The 19,487-nt window shown below is 33.8% G+C and carries 17 protein-coding genes; 15 read left to right on the top strand and 2 right to left on the bottom strand.

All coding sequences use genetic code 11. The annotated features are described in order from the left end of the window. Nucleotides 1–17: 17 nt before the first annotated feature. The 9 genes from glyQ to AC4BC3_RS03460 all read left to right on the top strand — a co-directional run bounded on the left by glyQ (nucleotide 18) and on the right by AC4BC3_RS03460 (nucleotide 9,072). Nucleotides 18–935, top strand: a complete 918-nt coding sequence (glyQ, locus tag AC4BC3_RS03420) for a glycine--tRNA ligase subunit alpha (protein WP_206909750.1) — start codon at nucleotides 18–20, stop codon at nucleotides 933–935. Between the two features lies 1 nt (nucleotide 936). Continuing rightward, a complete protein-coding gene (gene glyS / locus AC4BC3_RS03425) occupies nucleotides 937–3,012 on the top strand; it encodes a glycine--tRNA ligase subunit beta (RefSeq protein WP_206909752.1) in 2,076 nt (691 codons plus the stop codon). A 452-nt stretch (nucleotides 3,013–3,464) separates the two neighbouring features. Next, a complete protein-coding gene (locus AC4BC3_RS03430) occupies nucleotides 3,465–4,196 on the top strand; it encodes a GntR family transcriptional regulator (RefSeq protein ID WP_206909754.1) in 732 nt (243 codons plus the stop codon). A gap of 12 nt (nucleotides 4,197–4,208) precedes the next feature. Next, the gene (locus AC4BC3_RS03435) at nucleotides 4,209–5,408 is read left to right on the top strand and encodes an SIS domain-containing protein (protein ID WP_206909756.1); all 1,200 of its coding nucleotides are present in this window, start codon (nucleotides 4,209–4,211) and stop codon (nucleotides 5,406–5,408) included. A 2-nt stretch (nucleotides 5,409–5,410) separates the two neighbouring features. Beyond that, the gene (gene lacD, locus AC4BC3_RS03440; protein WP_490467279.1) at nucleotides 5,411–6,382 is read left to right on the top strand and encodes a tagatose-bisphosphate aldolase; all 972 of its coding nucleotides are present in this window, start codon (nucleotides 5,411–5,413) and stop codon (nucleotides 6,380–6,382) included. A gap of 90 nt (nucleotides 6,383–6,472) precedes the next feature. Next, nucleotides 6,473–6,952: a PTS sugar transporter subunit IIB gene (locus tag AC4BC3_RS03445; protein ID WP_206909757.1), complete on the top strand. Its 480-nt coding sequence runs from the start codon at nucleotides 6,473–6,475 to the stop codon at nucleotides 6,950–6,952. Between the two features lie 12 nt (nucleotides 6,953–6,964). Continuing rightward, nucleotides 6,965–7,858 (top strand): PTS mannose/fructose/sorbose/N-acetylgalactosamine transporter subunit IIC, encoded by an 894-nt coding sequence (locus AC4BC3_RS03450; protein WP_206909759.1) that lies wholly within the window; start codon nucleotides 6,965–6,967, stop codon nucleotides 7,856–7,858. Further along, nucleotides 7,845–8,654 carry a PTS system mannose/fructose/sorbose family transporter subunit IID gene (locus tag AC4BC3_RS03455; RefSeq protein ID WP_206898475.1) on the top strand — a complete coding sequence of 270 codons (810 nt, stop codon included), beginning with the start codon at nucleotides 7,845–7,847 and terminating at the stop codon, nucleotides 8,652–8,654. Before AC4BC3_RS03450 ends, AC4BC3_RS03455 begins: the two co-directional genes overlap by 14 nt. Before the next feature lie 13 nt (nucleotides 8,655–8,667). Beyond that, a complete protein-coding gene (locus AC4BC3_RS03460; RefSeq protein ID WP_490466965.1) occupies nucleotides 8,668–9,072 on the top strand; it encodes a PTS sugar transporter subunit IIA in 405 nt (134 codons plus the stop codon). A 907-nt stretch (nucleotides 9,073–9,979) separates the two neighbouring features. On the opposite strand, the gene AC4BC3_RS03465 is transcribed toward AC4BC3_RS03460, so the two are convergent. Then, a complete protein-coding gene (locus AC4BC3_RS03465) occupies nucleotides 9,980–11,356 on the bottom strand; it encodes a helix-turn-helix domain-containing protein (protein ID WP_490466966.1) in 1,377 nt (458 codons plus the stop codon). Between the two features lie 59 nt (nucleotides 11,357–11,415). Then, nucleotides 11,416–12,114, bottom strand: coding sequence for a sugar transferase (locus AC4BC3_RS03470; RefSeq protein WP_206909767.1), 699 nt, complete (start codon nucleotides 12,112–12,114; stop codon nucleotides 11,416–11,418). A 174-nt stretch (nucleotides 12,115–12,288) separates the two neighbouring features. Between AC4BC3_RS03470 and AC4BC3_RS03475 the strand changes: the two genes are divergently transcribed. The 6 genes from AC4BC3_RS03475 (at nucleotide 12,289) to AC4BC3_RS03500 (ending at nucleotide 19,476) form a co-directional block, all read left to right on the top strand. Beyond that, the gene (locus AC4BC3_RS03475) at nucleotides 12,289–12,765 is read left to right on the top strand and encodes a DUF4352 domain-containing protein (RefSeq protein ID WP_206909769.1); all 477 of its coding nucleotides are present in this window, start codon (nucleotides 12,289–12,291) and stop codon (nucleotides 12,763–12,765) included. A 15-nt stretch (nucleotides 12,766–12,780) separates the two neighbouring features. Continuing rightward, complete coding sequence (locus AC4BC3_RS03480) at nucleotides 12,781–15,084, top strand: toxin Cry1Ac domain D-VI-related protein (protein WP_490466967.1); 2,304 nt, start codon at nucleotides 12,781–12,783, stop codon at nucleotides 15,082–15,084. Between the two features lie 82 nt (nucleotides 15,085–15,166). Continuing rightward, a complete protein-coding gene (locus tag AC4BC3_RS03485) occupies nucleotides 15,167–15,910 on the top strand; it encodes a WecB/TagA/CpsF family glycosyltransferase (protein ID WP_490466968.1) in 744 nt (247 codons plus the stop codon). Nucleotides 15,911–16,529: 619 nt separating this feature from the next. Then, nucleotides 16,530–17,849, top strand: coding sequence for an O-antigen ligase family protein (locus tag AC4BC3_RS03490; RefSeq protein WP_490466969.1), 1,320 nt, complete (start codon nucleotides 16,530–16,532; stop codon nucleotides 17,847–17,849). A gap of 9 nt (nucleotides 17,850–17,858) precedes the next feature. Beyond that, complete coding sequence (locus AC4BC3_RS03495) at nucleotides 17,859–18,932, top strand: glycosyltransferase family 4 protein (protein ID WP_206911152.1); 1,074 nt, start codon at nucleotides 17,859–17,861, stop codon at nucleotides 18,930–18,932. 70 nt (nucleotides 18,933–19,002) lie between these two features. Beyond that, a complete protein-coding gene (locus AC4BC3_RS03500) occupies nucleotides 19,003–19,476 on the top strand; it encodes an acyltransferase (protein ID WP_490466970.1) in 474 nt (157 codons plus the stop codon). Nucleotides 19,477–19,487: the final 11 nt, after the last annotated feature.

The raw sequence follows: 19,487 nt of genomic DNA on the forward strand, positions 1-19,487 counted from the left end.
GAAAGGGGTACTATACTATGAGCAAAAAATTAAGCGTTCAAGACATGATTTTAACATTACAAAAATTTTGGGCATCAAATGGTTGTATGCTAATGCAAGCCTATGACACAGAAAAGGGTGCCGGAACAATGAGTCCTTATACATTTTTACGCGCCATTGGACCAGAACCTTGGAATGCGGCTTATGTGGAACCTTCACGTCGTCCAGCAGATGGTCGTTACGGTGAGAATCCAAATCGTTTGTATCAACATCATCAATTTCAAGTAGTAATGAAGCCTTCACCAGAAAATATCCAAGAATTATATTTAGAAAGTTTGCGTTTATTAGGGATCGATCCATTAGAACACGATATTCGATTCGTTGAAGATAATTGGGAAAATCCTTCAATGGGTTGCGCTGGTGTTGGTTGGGAAGTTTGGTTAGACGGAATGGAAATCACACAATTTACGTATTTCCAACAAGTAGGTGGCTTACCTTGTAAACCAGTGACTTCAGAAATCACTTACGGTTTAGAACGTTTAGCATCTTATATTCAAGAAGTGGAAAGTGTCTATGATCTTGAATGGTCAGCAGGCGTAAAATATGGTGAGATTTTCAAACAACCTGAATATGAACATTCAAAATATTCATTTGAAGTCAGTGACCAAGAATTATTGTTACAAAATTTTGATCGTTTTGAAAAAGAAGCGAATCGCTGTATTGATGAAAACCTTGTTCATCCAGCATATGATTATATTTTAAAATGTAGCCATACATTTAATCTACTTGATGCGCGTGGTGCCGTTTCAGTTACAGAACGTGCTGGATATCTTTCTCGAATCCGAAATATGGCTCGTGCTGTAGCAAAAATCTTTGTTGCGGAGCGTGAAAAATTGGGGTTCCCACTATTGAACAAGAACACAGCAAATCCAGAAACAGTTAAGGAGGCTGAATAAGATGGCAAAAGACTTATTATTGGAAATTGGACTAGAAGAAATGCCTGCTCATGTGGTCACACCAAGCATGAAACAATTAGAAGAAAAAACAGCAAAATTTTTAGATGAACATCAATTAACTTATGATTCAATCGAAACATTCTCAACACCGCGCCGTTTAGCAATCAAAGTAATAAATGTTCCTGAACGTCAAGCAGATAGTGAAGAAGAAATCAAAGGACCTGCTAAAAAAATCGCATTAGATGCTGATGGAAATTGGTCAAAAGCTGCTGAAGGATTCGTTCGTGGTCAAGGGCTAACAACAGATGATATTACTTTTAGAGAGTTAAAAGATGTGGAATATGTTTATGTGACAAAATACACTCATGGGAAACCTGCAATCGAAGTTTTAGCTGGGCTGGCAGATGTAATTAAAAGTTTAACTTTCCCTGTAACAATGCACTGGGCAAATTTTGATTTTGAATATATTCGACCAATTCATTGGATCGTCGCTTTGTTAGACGATGAAGTCATTCCATTTAGTGTGTTAGATGTTGAAACAGGGCGTGCTTCTCGTGGACACCGTTTCTTGGGTGAATCCATCACTTTTGATCATGCAAAAGAATATGAAGAAAAATTGAAGGAGCAATTTGTTATTGCTTCACCACAAAAAAGAGAAGCAATGATTGTTAGTCAAGCACAAAAATTAGCAGAAAAAAATCATTGGGTGATTGATCTAGATCCAGAATTACTTGAAGAAGTAAATAACTTGGTCGAATACCCAACTGTTTTTGCTGGTGACTTTGAAGAAAAATATCTTTCAGTACCAGAAGAAGTTTTGGTCACGTCAATGAAAGAGCACCAACGTTACTTTGAAGTTCGAAATGAAGAGGGAATGTTATTACCTCACTTTATTTCTGCTCGTAATGGGGACGCTGTAAAATTAGACAATGTGATCAAAGGAAATCAAAAAGTGTTAACTGCACGTTTAGAGGATGCTGAATTTTTCTACAATGAAGATAAAAAAGTCTCCATCGCAGAAGATGTAGAAAAACTAAAATCAGTTACTTTCCATGAAAAAATCGGTAGTATCTATGAAAAAATGCAACGTGTTCAAATCGCTGCACGCATTATTGGAGAAGAAGTCGGTTTGTCTGAAGCAGAGTTAACAGACCTTCAACGCGCTGCTGAAATTTATAAATTTGATTTAGTGACGAATATGGTCGGTGAATTCCCTGAGTTACAAGGAATCATGGGTGAAAAATATGCGTTACTTCAAGGTGAAAAACCTGCCGTTGCGAAAGCAATTCGTGAACACTATATGCCAATTTCAAGTGAGGGAGACTTACCAGAATCCGTTATTGGTTCTGTCTTAGCTGTGGCAGACAAGTTAGATAGCATCTTTTCTTTCTTCGCCGTAGGAATGGTACCAAGTGGATCAAACGATCCGTATGCTTTGCGTCGCCAAGCTTATGGTGTGGTTCGTATCGTAGAAGCAAAGGGATGGAGTTTCCCATTAGCTAAACTACAAGAAGTCATTGATGCAGAAATTAGCAAAGATCTCACACGTTTTGGCATTGACTTAACAAGTGGCCAAGGTGAAGTTCTTTCATTTATCAAAGGACGTCTACGTCAATTGTTAGTCACGAAAGAAATTCGTCATGATGTGATTGATGCGGTATTGAATGCAGAACAAAACGATTTAACAAAAGTCTTCAGCGCAGCACAATTATTCAAGGAGCATTTGAATGATTCGGATTTCAAACCTTCAATGGAAGCTTTGACGCGTGTCATCAACTTAGCGAAAAAAGCAGAAACAACAGAAGCTGGTGTAGTAGATCCAGCATTGTTTGAAAATGAAGCAGAAACAGCCTTGAATGAAGCGGTGAATGAGTTGAAAGCTAATTTTGCAACACAAACGTTGGGTGAAAGCTATGAAAGCTTAGTTGAATTACGTCCATTGATTGAGAAATATTTTGATGAAACAATGGTTATGGCAGAAGACCAAGCAGTACGTGCTAACCGTTTATCGCAATTGAAGGAAATTGCATTTATGGCATTATCTTTGGCGAGCTTGGATAAGATTATGACAAAATAAGGTTGTGAAAGAAGTGCCCAACTTCAATAAATAAGAATAAATTTTCGAAAATTGCTTCTCAAATTTTTGTGAAATTTAGGCTTATTTTGAAGGAGTTACTTCTTAAACACCGTGAACAAGGTTGTGATGCCAATCGTTCAGCTTTGAAAAAATAATGAGTAACGGACAAAGCAGCTTGCAATATTTTGAAGAGTACTTATACTTTTTCAAAAGTATATATAGTTGTTAGACCTGAGACAATGAGAATTGTCTCAGGTCTTTTGTATTTGAAGCTGTAAACGATATTACCTGATTTTTGCCAACTGGTATCAGTCTGGTACTTTTCTTAAATTAAAAAAAATCCTTGATAATACTGATAATAGACTATTTTTTTGAAAAAAAGGTTTGACAAAAAAGAAAAATATTTTTATTCTTGTCATGTGGTTATAACCAGTTAGAGAAAGGAAAAACAAATGGAGAGCTCAGGAAAAGGAAAATCTTTATACTATCAACTTGTTGATGTATTAAAAGATCGGATTGAAAAGCAGATGACAGCACATGATCAACTGCCATCTGAACGAGAATTATGTCAACATTACGGCGTTAGTCGTACGACTGTTCGCTTAGCTTTACAAGAATTAGAAACATTAGGCTATATTTATCGTCGCCATGGCAAAGGAACATTTGTATCCGACTTATCTGTGAAGTCATCCAACTTAGCAGGCGCATATAGCTTTACAGAGGCAATGAAAGAATTAGGCAGATTACCTAAGACAGTGATTTTAGAATTTCGTCAAATGGAAGCAACAAAAAAAATCGCCCAGGCGTTGAATATAACGCTTGGTGAACCAGTGTTTAAAATCAAACGGTTACGTTTGGCAGATGCAGAACCATTAATGGTTGAACGTTCGTACTTACCAGTTAAATTATTTATGAATTTAGATTTACCCTTACTTGAAAGTAAACCCTTGTATGATGTCTTTTCGCAAGATTACGATCAAATCGTCCAGTTTGCAGATGAAGAATTTTATGCAAGCATTGTGCAAAAAAAAGATGCCGATTTATTACGCATTGCAGATAGTGCCCCTGTATTACATTTGATTCGGTCGACATACAATCACAAAAATGAAATTATCGAATATACAGACAGCGTTGCCAGAGCAGATCAGTTCCATTATAAAATCCGGCACGTGCGCAGTCATTAAGGAGGAAGTCAAATGCTTGAACAAAGAAAAGAGTTGGAAGAACGAGGTGCAGCAATCACAGCTGGTGAAATTCAACAGCAACCAGAATTATGGCAAGAAACAGTTGCAATCTTGAAAGAAAAAAAGGAAGAGCTCAAAGCATTTTTTGAAAAAATGAACGAATCAGCAAAAGGAAAACGTATTCGAGTAATTTTCACTGGAGCTGGAACGTCTCAGTATGTGGGGGATACGATTGTTCCTTATTTAAATGGACATGGTGATACACAAAAGTTTATTTTCCAAAGTATTGGAACCACTGATATTGTTGCTGCACCACAAGATTATTTGATTCCTGAAGAGCCCACATTACTTGTATCGTTTGCACGCAGTGGAAATAGTCCCGAAAGCTTAGCGGCAGTTGATCTCGCAAATCAAGTCGTTTCGACGATTTTTCATTTATCGATTACTTGTGCAGCAGAGGGAAGTTTGGCTAAAGCAGCAGAAAAGGATCCAAAAAACTTTTTATTATTGATGCCTGAAAGAGCCAACGATGCTGGTTTTGCAATGACTGGAAGTTTTACTTGCATGATGTTAAGTGCCTTATTGATTTTTGACCGAACAGCGGATGAAACGAAGGAGAAATATGTAACCGTTTTATCTAAAGTGGGTGAGAACATCTTAAGCAGAGTATCGGAGATTAAGGAATTGATTTCGCCAGATTTTCAAAGAATTGTTTATCTAGGATCAGGTAGCTTAGCAGGATTGGCAAGAGAAGCACAACTGAAAATTTTAGAATTAACTGCGGGAAAAGTCGCTACTAGTTTTGATTCTTCCATGGGCTTTCGTCATGGTCCTAAGTCATTCGTGAACGACGAAACGCTCGTTTTTGTATTCGTTAATAATCATCCTTACACACGAACCTATGATTTAGATATTTTGGAAGAAATTCACGGAGATAAAATTGCGAAACAAGCAATTGCGATTGCCCAACCTGGAAAGACAAACTATTCTGGTCAAACTTTTCAAATGGAAGAAACGGAAACTTGTTTACCTGATGGCTATTTGTCTTTAGCGATGATCTTAGTTGGCCAGTTGATCGCGTTGTGGACCTCAATCAAGATTGGGCACACACCAGATACACCTTCGCCAAGCGGAACCGTTAATCGAGTTGTTAAAGGAGTAACGATTCACAACTATCCTGAAAATATAGAGAAAAGAGGAGATAATAAGTGAACTTGACAACAGAAAAACAAGCAGCAATGAATCGATTATCCACAGAAACAGGGAAAATCAGTGCATTAGCAATTGATCAACGCGGCGCACTGAAAAAAATGATGCATGCACTGGGGATGGATGCATCAGCGGAACAAATCAGCGAATTTAAGACGCTCGTTTCAAGTGAGCTAACACCTTTTGCTTCAGCCATTTTGTTAGATCCAGAGTACGGGCTCTCTGCAGCGAAAGCTCGTGATGGACAAGCGGGTTTATTATTAGCTTATGAAAAAACGGGTTATGATGCAACGAAACCTGGTCGACTACCTGATTTACTCGAAGATTGGTCTGCTCTACGTTTAAAAATAGCGCAAGCAGATGCTGTCAAATTTTTATTGTATTATGACGTGGATGAAGACCCAGCAATCAACCATTTAAAACATGTTTTTGTTGAACGCTTAGGAAGTGAATGTGCCGGAGAAGATCGCCCCTTTTACTTAGAATTGGTTTCCTATGATGCAACAATTACAGATAGTAACTCAATCGAATATGCGAAAATCAAACCCCATAAAGTCATTGAGATGATGAAAGAATTTTCACAACCAAATTATAAGGTAGACGTACTAAAAGTCGAAGTGCCAGTCAACATGAATTATGTTGAGGGTTTTGCTACTAATGAAACATGTTATACACAAGTCGAAGCGCAAGAATTCTTTAAGGAACAAAGTGAGGCAACAAGTTTACCATTTATTTTCTTAAGTGCTGGAGTGTCAACGAAATTATTCCAAGAAACACTGGTCTTCGCTCGTGAATCTGGTTCAGCCTTTAATGGTGTTCTTTGTGGTCGGGCAACTTGGAAAGACGGTGTAAAAGCTTATGTTGAGAACGGTCGAGCAGGCGCCATTGATTGGTTGCAAACAACTGGTCGAGCAAATATCGAGGAATTAAATGAGGTTGTGGAACGAACAGCAACCCCTTGGTATGAAAAAGCATAGCCGCTTCAATTTAACCAAGAAAAAGTAAGCGGTTTCGTTTGCTTTTTATAATGGCATTACTTATTCAAAAACAGAAGGGAACGAAGAAAAATGGCAATTATTGGCGTACGAATTGATGGCAGACTGATTCATGGACAAGTAGCAAATTTGTGGACAACAAAACTAAATATCACACGAATCATGGTCGTAGATGATGAAGTAGCGACAAATGCAATCGAAAAAAGTGGTCTTAAGCTTGCTACACCAGCTGGAGTAAAGTTAAGCGTGTTACCAGTAGAAAAAGCAGCAGCTAATATTTTAGCTGGTAAGTATGATTCTCAACGACTACTGATTGTTGCGAAGAAGCCAGATCGTTTATTAAAGTTAGTTGAGTTAGGTGTTCCTTTGACAGAAATCAATGTTGGGAACATGTCTCAAACAGATGAAACTCGTTCCATTACTAAGTCAATCAATGTTGTTGATGAAGATGTATCTGTATTTAAACAATTAGCAGCTAAAGGAGTACATCTGATTGCTCAAATGGTTCCAAGTGACAAGGCTGAAGACTTTATGAGTCTGTTAACAAAATAGGAGGAATAATTCATGGATATTCAATGGTGGCAGATCTTATTATTATCATTATACGCAGGCTATCAGATTTTAGATGAGCTACAAATTTATTCATCAATGAGTGCACCCGTCTTTGCCGGTTTGTTTGCTGGTTTAGTAATGGGGGATTTACAAGCAGGACTGATCATTGGTGGTAGTATGCAGTTAACAGTGTTAGGTGTTGGAACATTTGGCGGTGCTTCTAAGATTGATGCAAATTCAGGAACGATTTTAGCAACAGCCTTTTCGATTTCACTTGGTATGAATCCTGAACAAGCGATTGCAGCAATTGCTGTACCAGTGGCTAGCTTGATGATCCAATTAGATATTTTAGCTCGCTTTGCAAATACGTATTTTGCACATCGAATTGATCGACATGTTGAAACAATGAATTATAAAGCAATTGAACGAAACTTCTTGATGGGTGCTTTACCTTGGTCACTTTCTCGGCTAGTACCTGTTTTCTTAGCTTTGGCTTTTGGAGGAGGGTTGGTTGAAAATGTTGTTGGCGTGTTGAATGGTGATCTAAAATGGCTAGGTGATGGTTTATCAGTAGCCGGAGCTGTTCTGCCAGCAGTTGGTTTTGCTATTTTATTACGCTATCTACCTGTTAAGAAACATTTTCCATATCTCGTTTTAGGTTTCACGATTACTGCATTGTTAGCAACGCTTTTCTCAAATGTCCAATTACTTGGAACGAGTGTGGCAAGTGTAGTGAAGGAAATGCCAGGAACCTTTAACTCATTACCAATGTTAGCGGTCGCTTTGATTGGATTTGCGTTAGCAGCTATTAGTTATAAAAATGGTCAGAATAATCATAATCAAAAACCAGTAGCAAACGAGCAAGTAGAATCAGCTGAGGGGGAAATCGAAGATGACGAAATCTAATTATAAATTGACAAAAGAAGATTTTAAACAAATCAATCGAAGAAGTTTATTTACTTTTCAATTAGGCTGGAACTATGAACGGATGCAGGGTTCAGGTTATTTGTATACGATCTTACCTCAGCTTCGCAAAATTTATGGGGATGATACCCCTGAGTTAAAAGAAATAATGAAAACGCATACGCAATTTTTTAATACGTCAAACTTCTTTAATACGATTGTCACAGGGATTGACCTTGCAATTGAAGAGAAGGAAGGAATTGCAGCAAAACAAACAGTTTCTGGGATGAAAGCTGGGTTAATGGGGCCTTTTGCCGCAATTGGTGACTCGATCTTTGCTGCGCTTATTCCAACTATCTTTGGTGCATTGGCTGCGAACATGGCAATCAATGGAAATCCTGCAGGTGTGTTTATCTGGATCATCGCACAAATCGTTGTCATGGTCTTTCGTTGGAAGCAATTGGAGTTTGCTTATAAAGAAGGAATCTCATTAGTAACAACGATGCAATCACGACTAACTGCACTAACTGATGCAGCAACATTACTCGGTGTCTTCATGGTAGGTGCTTTAGTAGCAACAATGGTCAATGTTAAATTCTCATGGGCACCAAGCATTGGTGATGTGACGCTAAACATGCAAAATAATATTGATATGATTTTACCTAAGATTTTACCAGCAGCAATTGTTGGTGGGGTATATTGGATGTTAGGTAAGAAAAATATGACATCTACACGTGCAATCTTTATTGTTCTGATTGTCTGTGTTGCGTTATCAGCTCTTGGTGTGATTTCAAAATAATGGGGTGGAAAAAATGAGTCAAGAGTTAGTTTTGATTAGTCATGGACAATTATGTGAAGCACTGAAAAAAAGTACAGAAATGATCATGGGACCACAAACGATGATCCATACGGTGGCATTGTTAGAATCCGACGGTGCAGAAGATTTTAAAGAAAAATTTTTACAAGTCACAGCTGAATTAGAATCCTATGTTGTCTTTTGTGACCTGATGGGAGGAACGCCTTGTAACGTCATCTCTCGTATGATTATGGAGGGCGCAGCGATCGAACTTTACGCTGGGATGAATATGCCAATGGTAATTGAGTTCATCAATGGTACATTGATTGATACGCCTGTTGACTTTATTACTTCTGGTCAACAAAATATTGTTTCCGTTAATCAAATGATTGCATTGGCGAATGAAGAGGAAGATGAATAGTTGAACGAGTAAAAAATAAACCATTAAGTGATAAACTCTAGACACAACAACAGCGGCTTCCTTTCTAAAAAAGAAGAAAGTTGTGGTTATTGTGTAATAAAAAGCGAATGTCTATTTATAGAGATAGGTTGTTAATGAAGAACAAGAATTTTATTATCGATGTTCAAATTTCTTCACATTCCTATGAAATAGAGTAGGAATATTCAGTTCAAGTTACCTTTTGTAGTTTAAATATTATTTGTTCAATTTAAGAAAATTTATTTTTTTCTTTTTGGAGAAATCTATCGTTTCTTTATATCTTTCAGTCCGTTATTAGTCTGAGCAATAAATAGCTTCTTATATAATAGAAAAAAGGATTTCGCGAAACACCTGTTGAGGCTATTCGTGAAATCCTTTTTCAGTAGTAAGAGGAAAACTTGTTTTCAACGCTTCCTCTTACAGTGAATGAAATGAATGTGGTTAAATATGAGAGATTGTGTAACAAACTAATGAAGTTACAAGTCTATTTTATAAAAAAAAACGAGAAGTTTTTATTTTATTTTTTTCTTATTTTTTATAAAAAAAAATATACAGATAGCACACATAGTCAATGCGCTATTTCTTGAAACTAATTGATAGATTTATAGCGAAAACCACATTTCATCACTCTATGGATGAGTGTAACGAATCTATTAATTGCTAAAATATGGTGGAATGAATTAAAAGGAATGAAGACAACAAGTTTAACTCTTTGTTCTTGACGCTACTGATGATTTTATTAGGCCTCTCTTAGGATCAATAAAAAGAACAACTTAAAGTATCTATAAATAGGACTATTTTGATCCAGAAGAAATGGTTAAGGTCAAATTGTTGAAAGAAAGTACGTTAGGTGTTTCGTAAGAATAGCCAAGATAGAAGAGGCTGTTCTTTAAAAAGAGAAATAATCTAGATCAGAGTCTCCAATCATTACATATTTTTCATAATTATTTACATTTTTGAGTAGCTCAATGTTATCAATTAACAAAATATCAGCACTAGTATCATCCAATTCACAATAGGGAATAATTTTAATCGCTTTTTTTATTTCATTGCAATACTGTTTTTCGTATCTATTTCCCTTGGCTGAATAAAAGGCAATATTCAACGTGGAATCTATATAACTCTTTTGAAAAGAATGGACCGTGTAAGTCAGTAATGACAGTATCCATTGAATATTATAATTGTGGATGGTGTATTTTTTTAAAGCACAATTTATATCTTTAGAAAATGACAATGATTTAATATTTGTTGAAAAATATTTATTATAAAAAAAATAATAAGGATATAAAATTTTAGCATAATGAATACAAATTTCGATTCTTATTGATAGTGTTTTTATGTCAGTTGTAGATACATTGTACGGTCCACAAAGTATAGAAAAAATAAGATCTTTATCTATATAGTTAGGAGTTAGTTCATTTAGAAAAAAATTTTGCTCATTTTTTACATTTTTAAAATGTAGGCTATTCATATTAGATAATAAAAAGATCAAAATAAGTAAGATTTTTTCTTCATCCAATTTTTTATTATTGAAGCAAAAAAAGTTATTGTATATTTTTTTTACTACAGGACTTTCTGATGAGATGAATTCTTTATTGATTTCTAGATGACTATCACTAAATTTTTGCAGATAATCTTTGCAATTGACAGTTATGATCCAAGTCTGTAGTTCATAAATAATATTATTTTCAATTTTGATGTTACAGTCTTCTAGAAAATTTACTATTTTGTCAGTAAGGAGATCAATAGAAATAGGATTATACAAATTATTATAACCTATATTTGTGTTTTGCAAATATAGGTTATAAAGTACAAGGATCGATTCAATATTTCCTCTTACTGTAACGTAAGGACTACGGATAATGCAGATATCAATAGGTGAAAGCTGTTTTGATAAAAATTTTAAAATATTGAATAATTTTGAGGGACTTATATATAAATCATTAGCAAGACTATCTAAAGTTTTCTTCTGCTTATAAAAAATGCTATAAAAAATATCTTTTGTGATACTTTTAGAAAAATAAAATTTTTGAGCATCATGAAAACTCATCAATTTAGTGTTAAAAACAATATATTTTTCGGATATATATATTGAATTTTCAGGTAGTTCTTCTGATAATTCTTCCAAATATTTATTTAAAGTAATCAATGTGATATCTAAATTTTTTATAATTCTTTGTTTCGTACTTTGACCATTGTTATCTATGATGTATTTTACAATTCTAATTTTAGTATATATTGATTTTTCATAGATTAGATTTAACATAATTAAAACTCATCCTTCAGAATAGTATTTTATATAGAATTTTGGAGTATAAAGTTTATTTAATATGCATGTGAATCTTTAAAAAATATAATATTCTTAATAGTTTTTAAAATAATTAAACTATCTAAAAGCAAACATTGATTATTTTTATACCAAAGATCCATTTTAACCATTGTAGTAAAATCAATCGTATTTCTTCCACATACCTGCCAGATTCCAGAACAACCGGGGAGGATAGTTAACCTTTCTAAATCAGACTTTGTGTATTTTTTCACTTCAGAGACTAAAGGAGGGCGCGGACCTACTAAACTCATATCACCCTTTATTACATTGTACAATTGAGGTAATTCATCTAAACTCAATTTTCGTAAATATCTACCAATACGGGTGACTCTAGGATCATCCTTCATTTTGAACATAGGGCCATCCATTTCATTTTTAGACAACAAATTAGATAGTAACTCCTCTGCATTTACTACCATCGTTCGAAATTTGTATATTTTGAAAATTTTACCGTTCTTACCAACTCTTTCCTGAGTAAAAAAAATTGGACCATGTTGATCAAAATAAATGAGCAAAGAAATGACTAACAATAGTGGACTGAGAAGCAGAAGGCTTGTGATACTAAAAACAATATCAAAGAATCTCTTTATAACAAGATAATACCTTTTTGTCAATCTAAATTTTGAAGATTTTTTTTCAGCTCCTAAAAAATCTGTTATTGTTCTTTTTTGAAAAACCAATTCAAAATAATCCATTAAACTATCCCTTTCTAATTTTCTTGACTTTGTTTGATATAGATTCTGAAATAATTTTAGATTTAAAAAGAGTTACCCTCTTTTTTTTTTTTTACGAACAATTAAATTTTTTGAAGTTGATGATATGGAAAAGAAATATACAATCAGTTGCGTAGAAATTGGAGGTGAGAAATTATGAAGAAAATTGGTTGTTTCGTAGCTTTACTGGGTCTATCTACTTTGATAGCTGGTTGTAATTCACAGAATCAGCAAAGTGAATCAAATACTACAAAAACTAGTACTAGTATTCAGCAAAGCACGGAACAAAGTAGTTCGACAAGCTCGAATGTCAAGTATCTGCGTGGTTTAGAGATAACACTTGGAGATATATCGACTGCCGATAATACGAAGGATACTAAAATTGTTTCAATTAAAGTAAAAGTCCGTAATAGGTCAAATGAAGAACAAGGTGTAGGTTCTAATGACTTTAAATTGAACATTGGGAAACAATCAATAGAACCATACGCAGATGGAGTTAATTTTGGGCAAGCTGTTTTGCCTGAAAAAAGCTTGGAAGGTGTTGTGTCATTTGAAGTAAAGAAAGATGTAGATAAAGGAACACTTCTATATCAAAAAAATGAAGCAACACAAGAATGGAATATTAAATTTTAAGAAGGGATTTTAAGAATGAAGGAAAAAAAATTACGAAAAAAAATCAAAGCATCTAAAAAAGGAATCGCATTGGCTGCCATTTCTTTGATTATGAGTGGGAATTTAGCTGCTATTTCAACTCCTGTATTAGCAACAGAAAATTCTAATACGGTACTCACAAATAAATCTGATAACAAAAACGAAAGCTACGGTCAGTTGTTCTCTGGATATCCAGTTGCACAAAGTCCTTGGAATGGTAGTGTTTATTATCAGGGAAGAGATTCATGGGGAGAAACATCTTCTAGAACATATGATATTAATAGTTGGCAAAGTGGGAATTTAAATGGAAATGTGGGAGTTGTTCCATCTGTACCTAACGAGGCTATTGATGGTCAGATTCTTTTACCTAAAGATTCTACAAAACCTATAATAATTCGAGCTTCTGATTTTGAGTATGGTAATGATGACAAAACAGGTAGAACAGCAGAGTATACACTTAACAAAGACATTACAAATTTTTTACCAAATCGTTCTTATACAACAACTCTATCATGTAATGGTTTTGGCTTTGGTTCAATTGAACTAATCACTACTAACGGTGATAAAACAGTTACTACAGGTTCTCGATCATTAGGTTCATTTACAGCAAATACGAACATTATTCCTAGCACAAAATCTGGAAAATTGAGTTTGAAAATTAATTCCGGACAAGTGGAAGAATACTATTCTCGATATGGAGAAATTACTCCTAATATAACAGTAAATTTAACTTACTCAAAGGAATGGCAAGCAGTAGATAGTTTATTTACTTCTACAGACCACAGTGAGTTAGCTCCTGGTATCACAAGTGAAAAAGTACAAGAAGTTAAACAACAAGTAGCAAATATCTCCAATAATCAAGATGCTGCAGAAATGAATGCAGCAATCTCAAAAGCAGAGCAGTTGGTGGCAGAAGATTCTCAAAATCAAATCGTGCAAGAAGCAACCGACAAAGTCAACGGCTTGTTCAATGGAGAAAACCTAGCTGATGGTGTCAACCAAGACAAAATCAATGAAGCACAAGCAGCGGTCGATAAAGTAACAGATGAAGCGAAAAAACAAGAACTACAAAATAAGATCGACAAAGCACAAGAATTGTTGAACAAGCAAGACGAACAAGCACAAATCGTGCAAGAAGCAACTGACAAAGTTAACGGCTTGTTCAATGGAGAAAACCTAGCTGATGGTGTCAACCAAGACAAAATCAACGAAGCACAAGCAGCGGTCGATAAAGTAACAGATGAAGCGAAAAAACAAGAACTACAAAACAAGATCGACAAAGCACAAGAATTGTTGAACAAACAAGACGAACAAGCACAAATCGTGCAAGAAGCAACTGACAAAGTCAACGGCTTGTTCAATGGAGAAAACCTAGCTGATGGCGTCAACCAAGACAAAATCAACGAAGCACAAGCAGCGGTCGATAAAGTAACAGATGAAGCGAAAAAACAAGAACTACAAAACAAAATCGACAAAGCACAAGAATTGTTGGATAAACAAGACGAACAATTTGCAATTACAAGTGTCGATCCATACAAAGAAGGAATTAGCCAATATGTGACTGGAACATACAAAGGAAAAGATGCTGGTTATATCCGATTGATGGTCAATGGCGAAAAAACAGCCTTAGTATCAATGAACAATTTACCAGAAGGAACCTTCAAATATTATATGAGTGGGTTAAAAGCGACAGATAAAGTATCAGTCGTGATCTATGGTAAAGATTATAAACAGTTAGCAGAAAAAGAAGTACCAATCGAAAAAGGAAAAGTACCAGTAGAAATTACAAGTGTCAATCCGTATAAAGAAGGAATCAGCCAATTTGTGACTGGAACGTATGTTGGAGACGATGCTGGCTATATTCGATTGATGGTCAATGGCGAAAAAACAGCCTTAGTGTCAATGAACAATTTACCAGAAGGTAAATTTGAATATTATATGAGTGGATTGAAAGCAACAGATAAAGTGTCAGTTGTGATCTATGGTAAAGATTACAAACAGTTAGCAGAAAAAGAAGTGCCAATCGAAAAAGCGAAAGTACCAGTAGAAATTACAAGTGTTGATCCATACAAAGAAGGAATCAGCCAATTTGTGACTGGAACATACACAGGTGACGATGCCGCATATATGCGATTGGTAGTCAATGGCGAAAAGAAAGCCTTAGTATCAATGAACAATTTACCAGAAGGAACCTTCAAATATTATATGAGTGGATTGAAAGCAACAGATAAAGCGTCAGTTGTGATCTATGGTAGTGATTATAAGCAAGTAGCGGAACAACAAGTCTCTATTGAGAAATAATCAATTAAATATCAACTGAAGGGATTCCTTCAGTTGATATTTTTAAAGTAGAGATAATTTAACAATAAGAGGTACTTAATTTATGTCGTTGAAAAAGGAATACTTGTTAGATATACCCTTGGATATTGGATCGATGAATGAATTTGTTTTAGAAGTAGATAAAAAAATAAATTTACACAAAGGATCGCACATAATTGGTGTTAACGCAGATAAAATCAATCAACTCCAAAAATATGATGAATTGAAAAGAATAGTTAAGAATGCAGACATTATTCACCCAGATGGTGTTTCTATGGTTTTTGCTTCAAAAATTTTAAAAAAAGGCAGGATATTTGAACGGATTGCTGGTATCGATTTGATGCAAGAATTATTATGTCTTGCTGAAAAAAAAAATTATACTGTTTATTTTTTAGGAGCTAAAGAGGAAGTTTTAGAAAAAATGCAAACAGAAATTTCTTCTAAATATCCTGGATTGATTATTGTCGGGAGTCGAAATGGCTATTTTGACAAAAAAGATTGGAAACAAATAGCAACTAACTTAGCTAATCTAAAGCCGGATTTAGTATTTGTAGGTATAACTTCTCCTAAAAAAGAATATCTCATAGAATATCTACTTGCGAATGATGTCCATTCAGTTTTTATGGGAGTTGGAGGAAGTTTTGACGTGTTGTCCGGCAACAAAAAACGGGCACCACTATGGCTTCAAAAAATGAATTTGGAATGGCTGTTTCGTTTAATTCAAGAACCTAAAAGACTATTTCTAAGATACTTTATAGGAAATCTAAAATTTTTAAAGTCGATAGTACATGAAAAGATAAAAACATAATTATTAAAGAAGGAAGGTATAATCATTTTAAATAAAAAAAAAATAATAAAAATTCTGAACAAAGTTTTAGTACCAATGATTTGTCTATCTGTTGTGTCTGCTTTGATTGGTACATTCCTTCTAGATAAATATGAGTTGTTTCCAAAAAGATATGTTTGTCAGAGTCAATTAGTGATAAATCCATATGTAGACAAAGATGATGACAATGTAAAAAGCATGGATTTGTTGAAATATAATGAAAATTATAGCTTATTAGTTTATAGTCCTTCCTTTTTAAAGGAAGTTAATTCAAATTTAGAAAAAAAATATGCAGATTATTTAAAAATAAAATCGAAGTTGAAAGTTTTGTACTCTTCAACTTCTCAGGTATTGACTGTACAAGTTATATCCACTGATAAAAAAGAAAGTATAAACTTAGCAAATACGATACTAAAAGAATTATGTAATAAAGGGAATGAACTCTTTTCACATAGTAAGTTGTCGATTCTTAGTAATGCTTCAGTTGTTGATGTTATCTCTAACAGTAAAACAACTATACTTAGTGTTCTATGTACGTTCTTTTTTATCTTATACGGGACTGTGTTTATGACGTACACATATTTAAAACATAGACACAAAGATGAGAAAAGAAGCAGAAAAAATAGTAGAAGAAAATCTCATAGGTGTTGAAGTATATATGATTAATAAGATAATAATACTCTTGTTTATGATAATGCCTATAATTGAATCTTTAAATGGATTTTTTTCTGGCTTAGGTCTATCTGACATTTATAGATTAACAACTGTAGTAGTGATAAGTTGTTATTTTATAATGAAGGGGAATTTGATAAAAAAATACAATATTTATTTTCTAATTCTCTTAAGTGTGTTTATGTGTATTCTAGTAAGCCAATTTTTATTTTTCCATCAAAATAAAGCATTATTGATGAGTGATCTAAAAAGTGTTTTTAGAATCCTGTTAGCACCGTTCTATTTTTGCTATTTTTATGAAGGCCTTTCTTCACAAGAAATCAAAAGAGAAGACTTAAAAAAAATCATTTTGATATATGGAATTTTATATAGTTCTTTGATTATAATTCCTTATTTATGTGGAACAGGATTTGTTAGCTATGACATTGATCATAATGGGCTAATGTCTAAGGCGTCAGAAGTTCAAGGCGTAGGGAATAAAGGTTTTTTTATAGAACTAAATTCCTTAATAGCTATTTTGGCTGCAAATCTGTTCTTTATAAAAAATTTGATTATTAGTTATTTTAATGAAAATGAAATTAAAAAAGCTGTGACGACAATATTATTGTACATTGCTACACTTATTTCTTTATTCATCACTGCTACTAAATTAGGCATATTATTGTCAATTGTCTGTTCCTTAATTTTTGTCTACCAAATATTTTGTAGCAGTATAAAAAGAGAATATAAGCTGTATTTTGCTGCCAGCATAGTACTATTATTCATTGCAATCTATATTTTTTTAGGTGGATTGATTACGGATATCACAAATAGACTAAACTATTTTTCCGAACAGTCTAATGGATCAACAATCGATTTTTTAACAAGTAATCGATTGTCTTATCTAACTAAAACCATGTATGAAATCGATAACTCAACACATCGATTTTTTCTTTATTTATTTGGAGCAGGATATAGTTCTCCTTTCACCCCAACAATTGATGGAATAAAGAGGTCAATTGTAGAAATCGATTATTTTGATTTTTTATTTTCGTATGGTTTTTTTGGTTTCATCTCATACATTGCTTTCTTCAAAAAGGAAGTTATCTTACTGTTTTTTTCCAAAAAGAATGAAATGAAAAGTATGCTAATAATTTTTCTTCTCTACAGTTTTATGGGTGGGCATATTTTTGTTAATTCAATGACAGCAACATTTCTAGCTATTTTCTTGAGTTATTCAAGTGATGCTGGATTAAAAAGTATAAAATGAGGTAATTTTATGATACTAGTTATATCTAATATGTATCCGTCAGAGAAATATCCCAATTATGGCGTTTTTGTTAAAAATTTTTATAAAAAGCTTTCTCTACAGGAAAAAGCTAAGATCATTTATATGACGAAAACGACCAGTAAATTAAAAAAAATATACAATTATTTAATTTTCTATATGAAAGTTTTTATGAATTGTCTTTTTTCTAAATACAAAATTATTTATGTTCACTATGCTGGATATAATGCACCTCCTATTTTAATGGCACGATTATTTAATAAAAAAGCAAAGTTAATCGTTAACGTTCATGGAAGTGACGTAACACCAGAAAAAAAATTGGAAGAAAAAACGAATTTTTTAACAAAGTATTTAATAGGAGAGGCTGACTTAACAATCGTTCCATCCATTTATTTTGAAGATTTGGTAAAAGATAAATATGGTAAGAATGTCAACACTTGGATTTCACCTTCTGGAGGAATTGACTTCACTGTTTTTAATAGTCAAAAAAAACAATATACAAATGAAAAACTAACGATTGGCTATGTAAGCCGAATTGATAAGGAAAAGGGATGGGACCTTTTGCTTTATGCTATTAGAAATTTAATACAAAAAAATTATGATATTCAATTGATCATGGTCGGTGATGGTGCACAAAATGAGGAAGCACTGGCATTGATAAAAGAATTAAATTTAGAAAAATACGTTGAAAAACATAATTGTTTATCTCAAAAAAAATTAGTTCATATTTACTCTTCTTTAGATATTTTTATTTTCCCAAGTATGAGAGAAGGAGAAAGTTTAGGGCTAGTTGGTTTGGAATCCATGGCCTGTGGGACGCCAGTCATTGGTAGTAATCTTGGAGGAATAAAAACATATGTGAAAAATGGAGAAAATGGCTTTTTATTTGAACCAGGCAACCAAGAAGATCTTGAATGTATGATTGAAAAATATGACAAGATGACCAAATCAGAGCAGAAAATGTTATCTATCAATGCCATAAAGACGGCAAAAAAATATGATAGTGAAGAGGTCAATAAAAATTTAGTGGAAAAAATAACTGTAATTTCTGGAAAGAGTGAGTAAGTTGAAATTTGTCTACTATGCGATGTTTTATATTTCAAACTATCTATGTATACCGTATAGAGCAACTCTATTGGATCGTATTTATCGGAGAATGAGAGAAGAGATTACTCGAAAAATTTTTGCTTTTGTAGGAAATGACGTAGTGATTCGTCCGAAACTAAAGATTTCATATCTAAATAAAGTTTCTATAGGAAGTCGTTCATCTATTGGAGATCGTAGCATGATTGTTGCTTCTGGCGGTCTCCTCATTGGTGATGATGTGATGATGGGACCTGAAGTCATGATTTTCACGCAAAATCATGAGATACCTCCGTTAGGAAAAAAAATAATAGATGGAGAAATAGTGACTAAAAAAGTTGTGATTGAGGATGATGTTTGGATTGGCGCTAGAGTAATTATTTTACCAGGTGCAGTGATTGGAAAAGGCACAGTGATTGCTGCAGGAACAGTAGTTCCAGGAAAAGTATATCCAGACAATGTTGTTTTAGGTGGAAATCCAGCAAAAATTATAAAATATAGAAATTCGCTTAATACTAATGAATGAAAGGATTATTT

Source organism: Enterococcus sp. AAFC-DPL-6103 (assembly GCF_058216595.1).

Coding starts and splice junctions, on each gene's coding strand:
- glyQ (WP_206909750.1), top strand. CDS start 18: ATGAGCAAAAAATTAAGCGTTCAAGACATGATTTTAACATTACAAAAA.
- glyS (WP_206909752.1), top strand. CDS start 937: ATGGCAAAAGACTTATTATTGGAAATTGGACTAGAAGAAATGCCTGCT.
- AC4BC3_RS03430 (WP_206909754.1), top strand. CDS start 3,465: ATGGAGAGCTCAGGAAAAGGAAAATCTTTATACTATCAACTTGTTGAT.
- AC4BC3_RS03435 (WP_206909756.1), top strand. CDS start 4,209: ATGCTTGAACAAAGAAAAGAGTTGGAAGAACGAGGTGCAGCAATCACA.
- AC4BC3_RS03445 (WP_206909757.1), top strand. CDS start 6,473: ATGGCAATTATTGGCGTACGAATTGATGGCAGACTGATTCATGGACAA.
- AC4BC3_RS03450 (WP_206909759.1), top strand. CDS start 6,965: ATGGATATTCAATGGTGGCAGATCTTATTATTATCATTATACGCAGGC.
- AC4BC3_RS03455 (WP_206898475.1), top strand. CDS start 7,845: ATGACGAAATCTAATTATAAATTGACAAAAGAAGATTTTAAACAAATC.
- AC4BC3_RS03460 (WP_490466965.1), top strand. CDS start 8,668: ATGAGTCAAGAGTTAGTTTTGATTAGTCATGGACAATTATGTGAAGCA.
- AC4BC3_RS03465 (WP_490466966.1), bottom strand. CDS start 11,356: ATGTTAAATCTAATCTATGAAAAATCAATATATACTAAAATTAGAATT.
- AC4BC3_RS03470 (WP_206909767.1), bottom strand. CDS start 12,114: ATGGATTATTTTGAATTGGTTTTTCAAAAAAGAACAATAACAGATTTT.
- AC4BC3_RS03475 (WP_206909769.1), top strand. CDS start 12,289: ATGAAGAAAATTGGTTGTTTCGTAGCTTTACTGGGTCTATCTACTTTG.
- AC4BC3_RS03480 (WP_490466967.1), top strand. CDS start 12,781: ATGAAGGAAAAAAAATTACGAAAAAAAATCAAAGCATCTAAAAAAGGA.
- AC4BC3_RS03485 (WP_490466968.1), top strand. CDS start 15,167: ATGTCGTTGAAAAAGGAATACTTGTTAGATATACCCTTGGATATTGGA.
- AC4BC3_RS03490 (WP_490466969.1), top strand. CDS start 16,530: ATGAGAAAAGAAGCAGAAAAAATAGTAGAAGAAAATCTCATAGGTGTT.
- AC4BC3_RS03495 (WP_206911152.1), top strand. CDS start 17,859: ATGATACTAGTTATATCTAATATGTATCCGTCAGAGAAATATCCCAAT.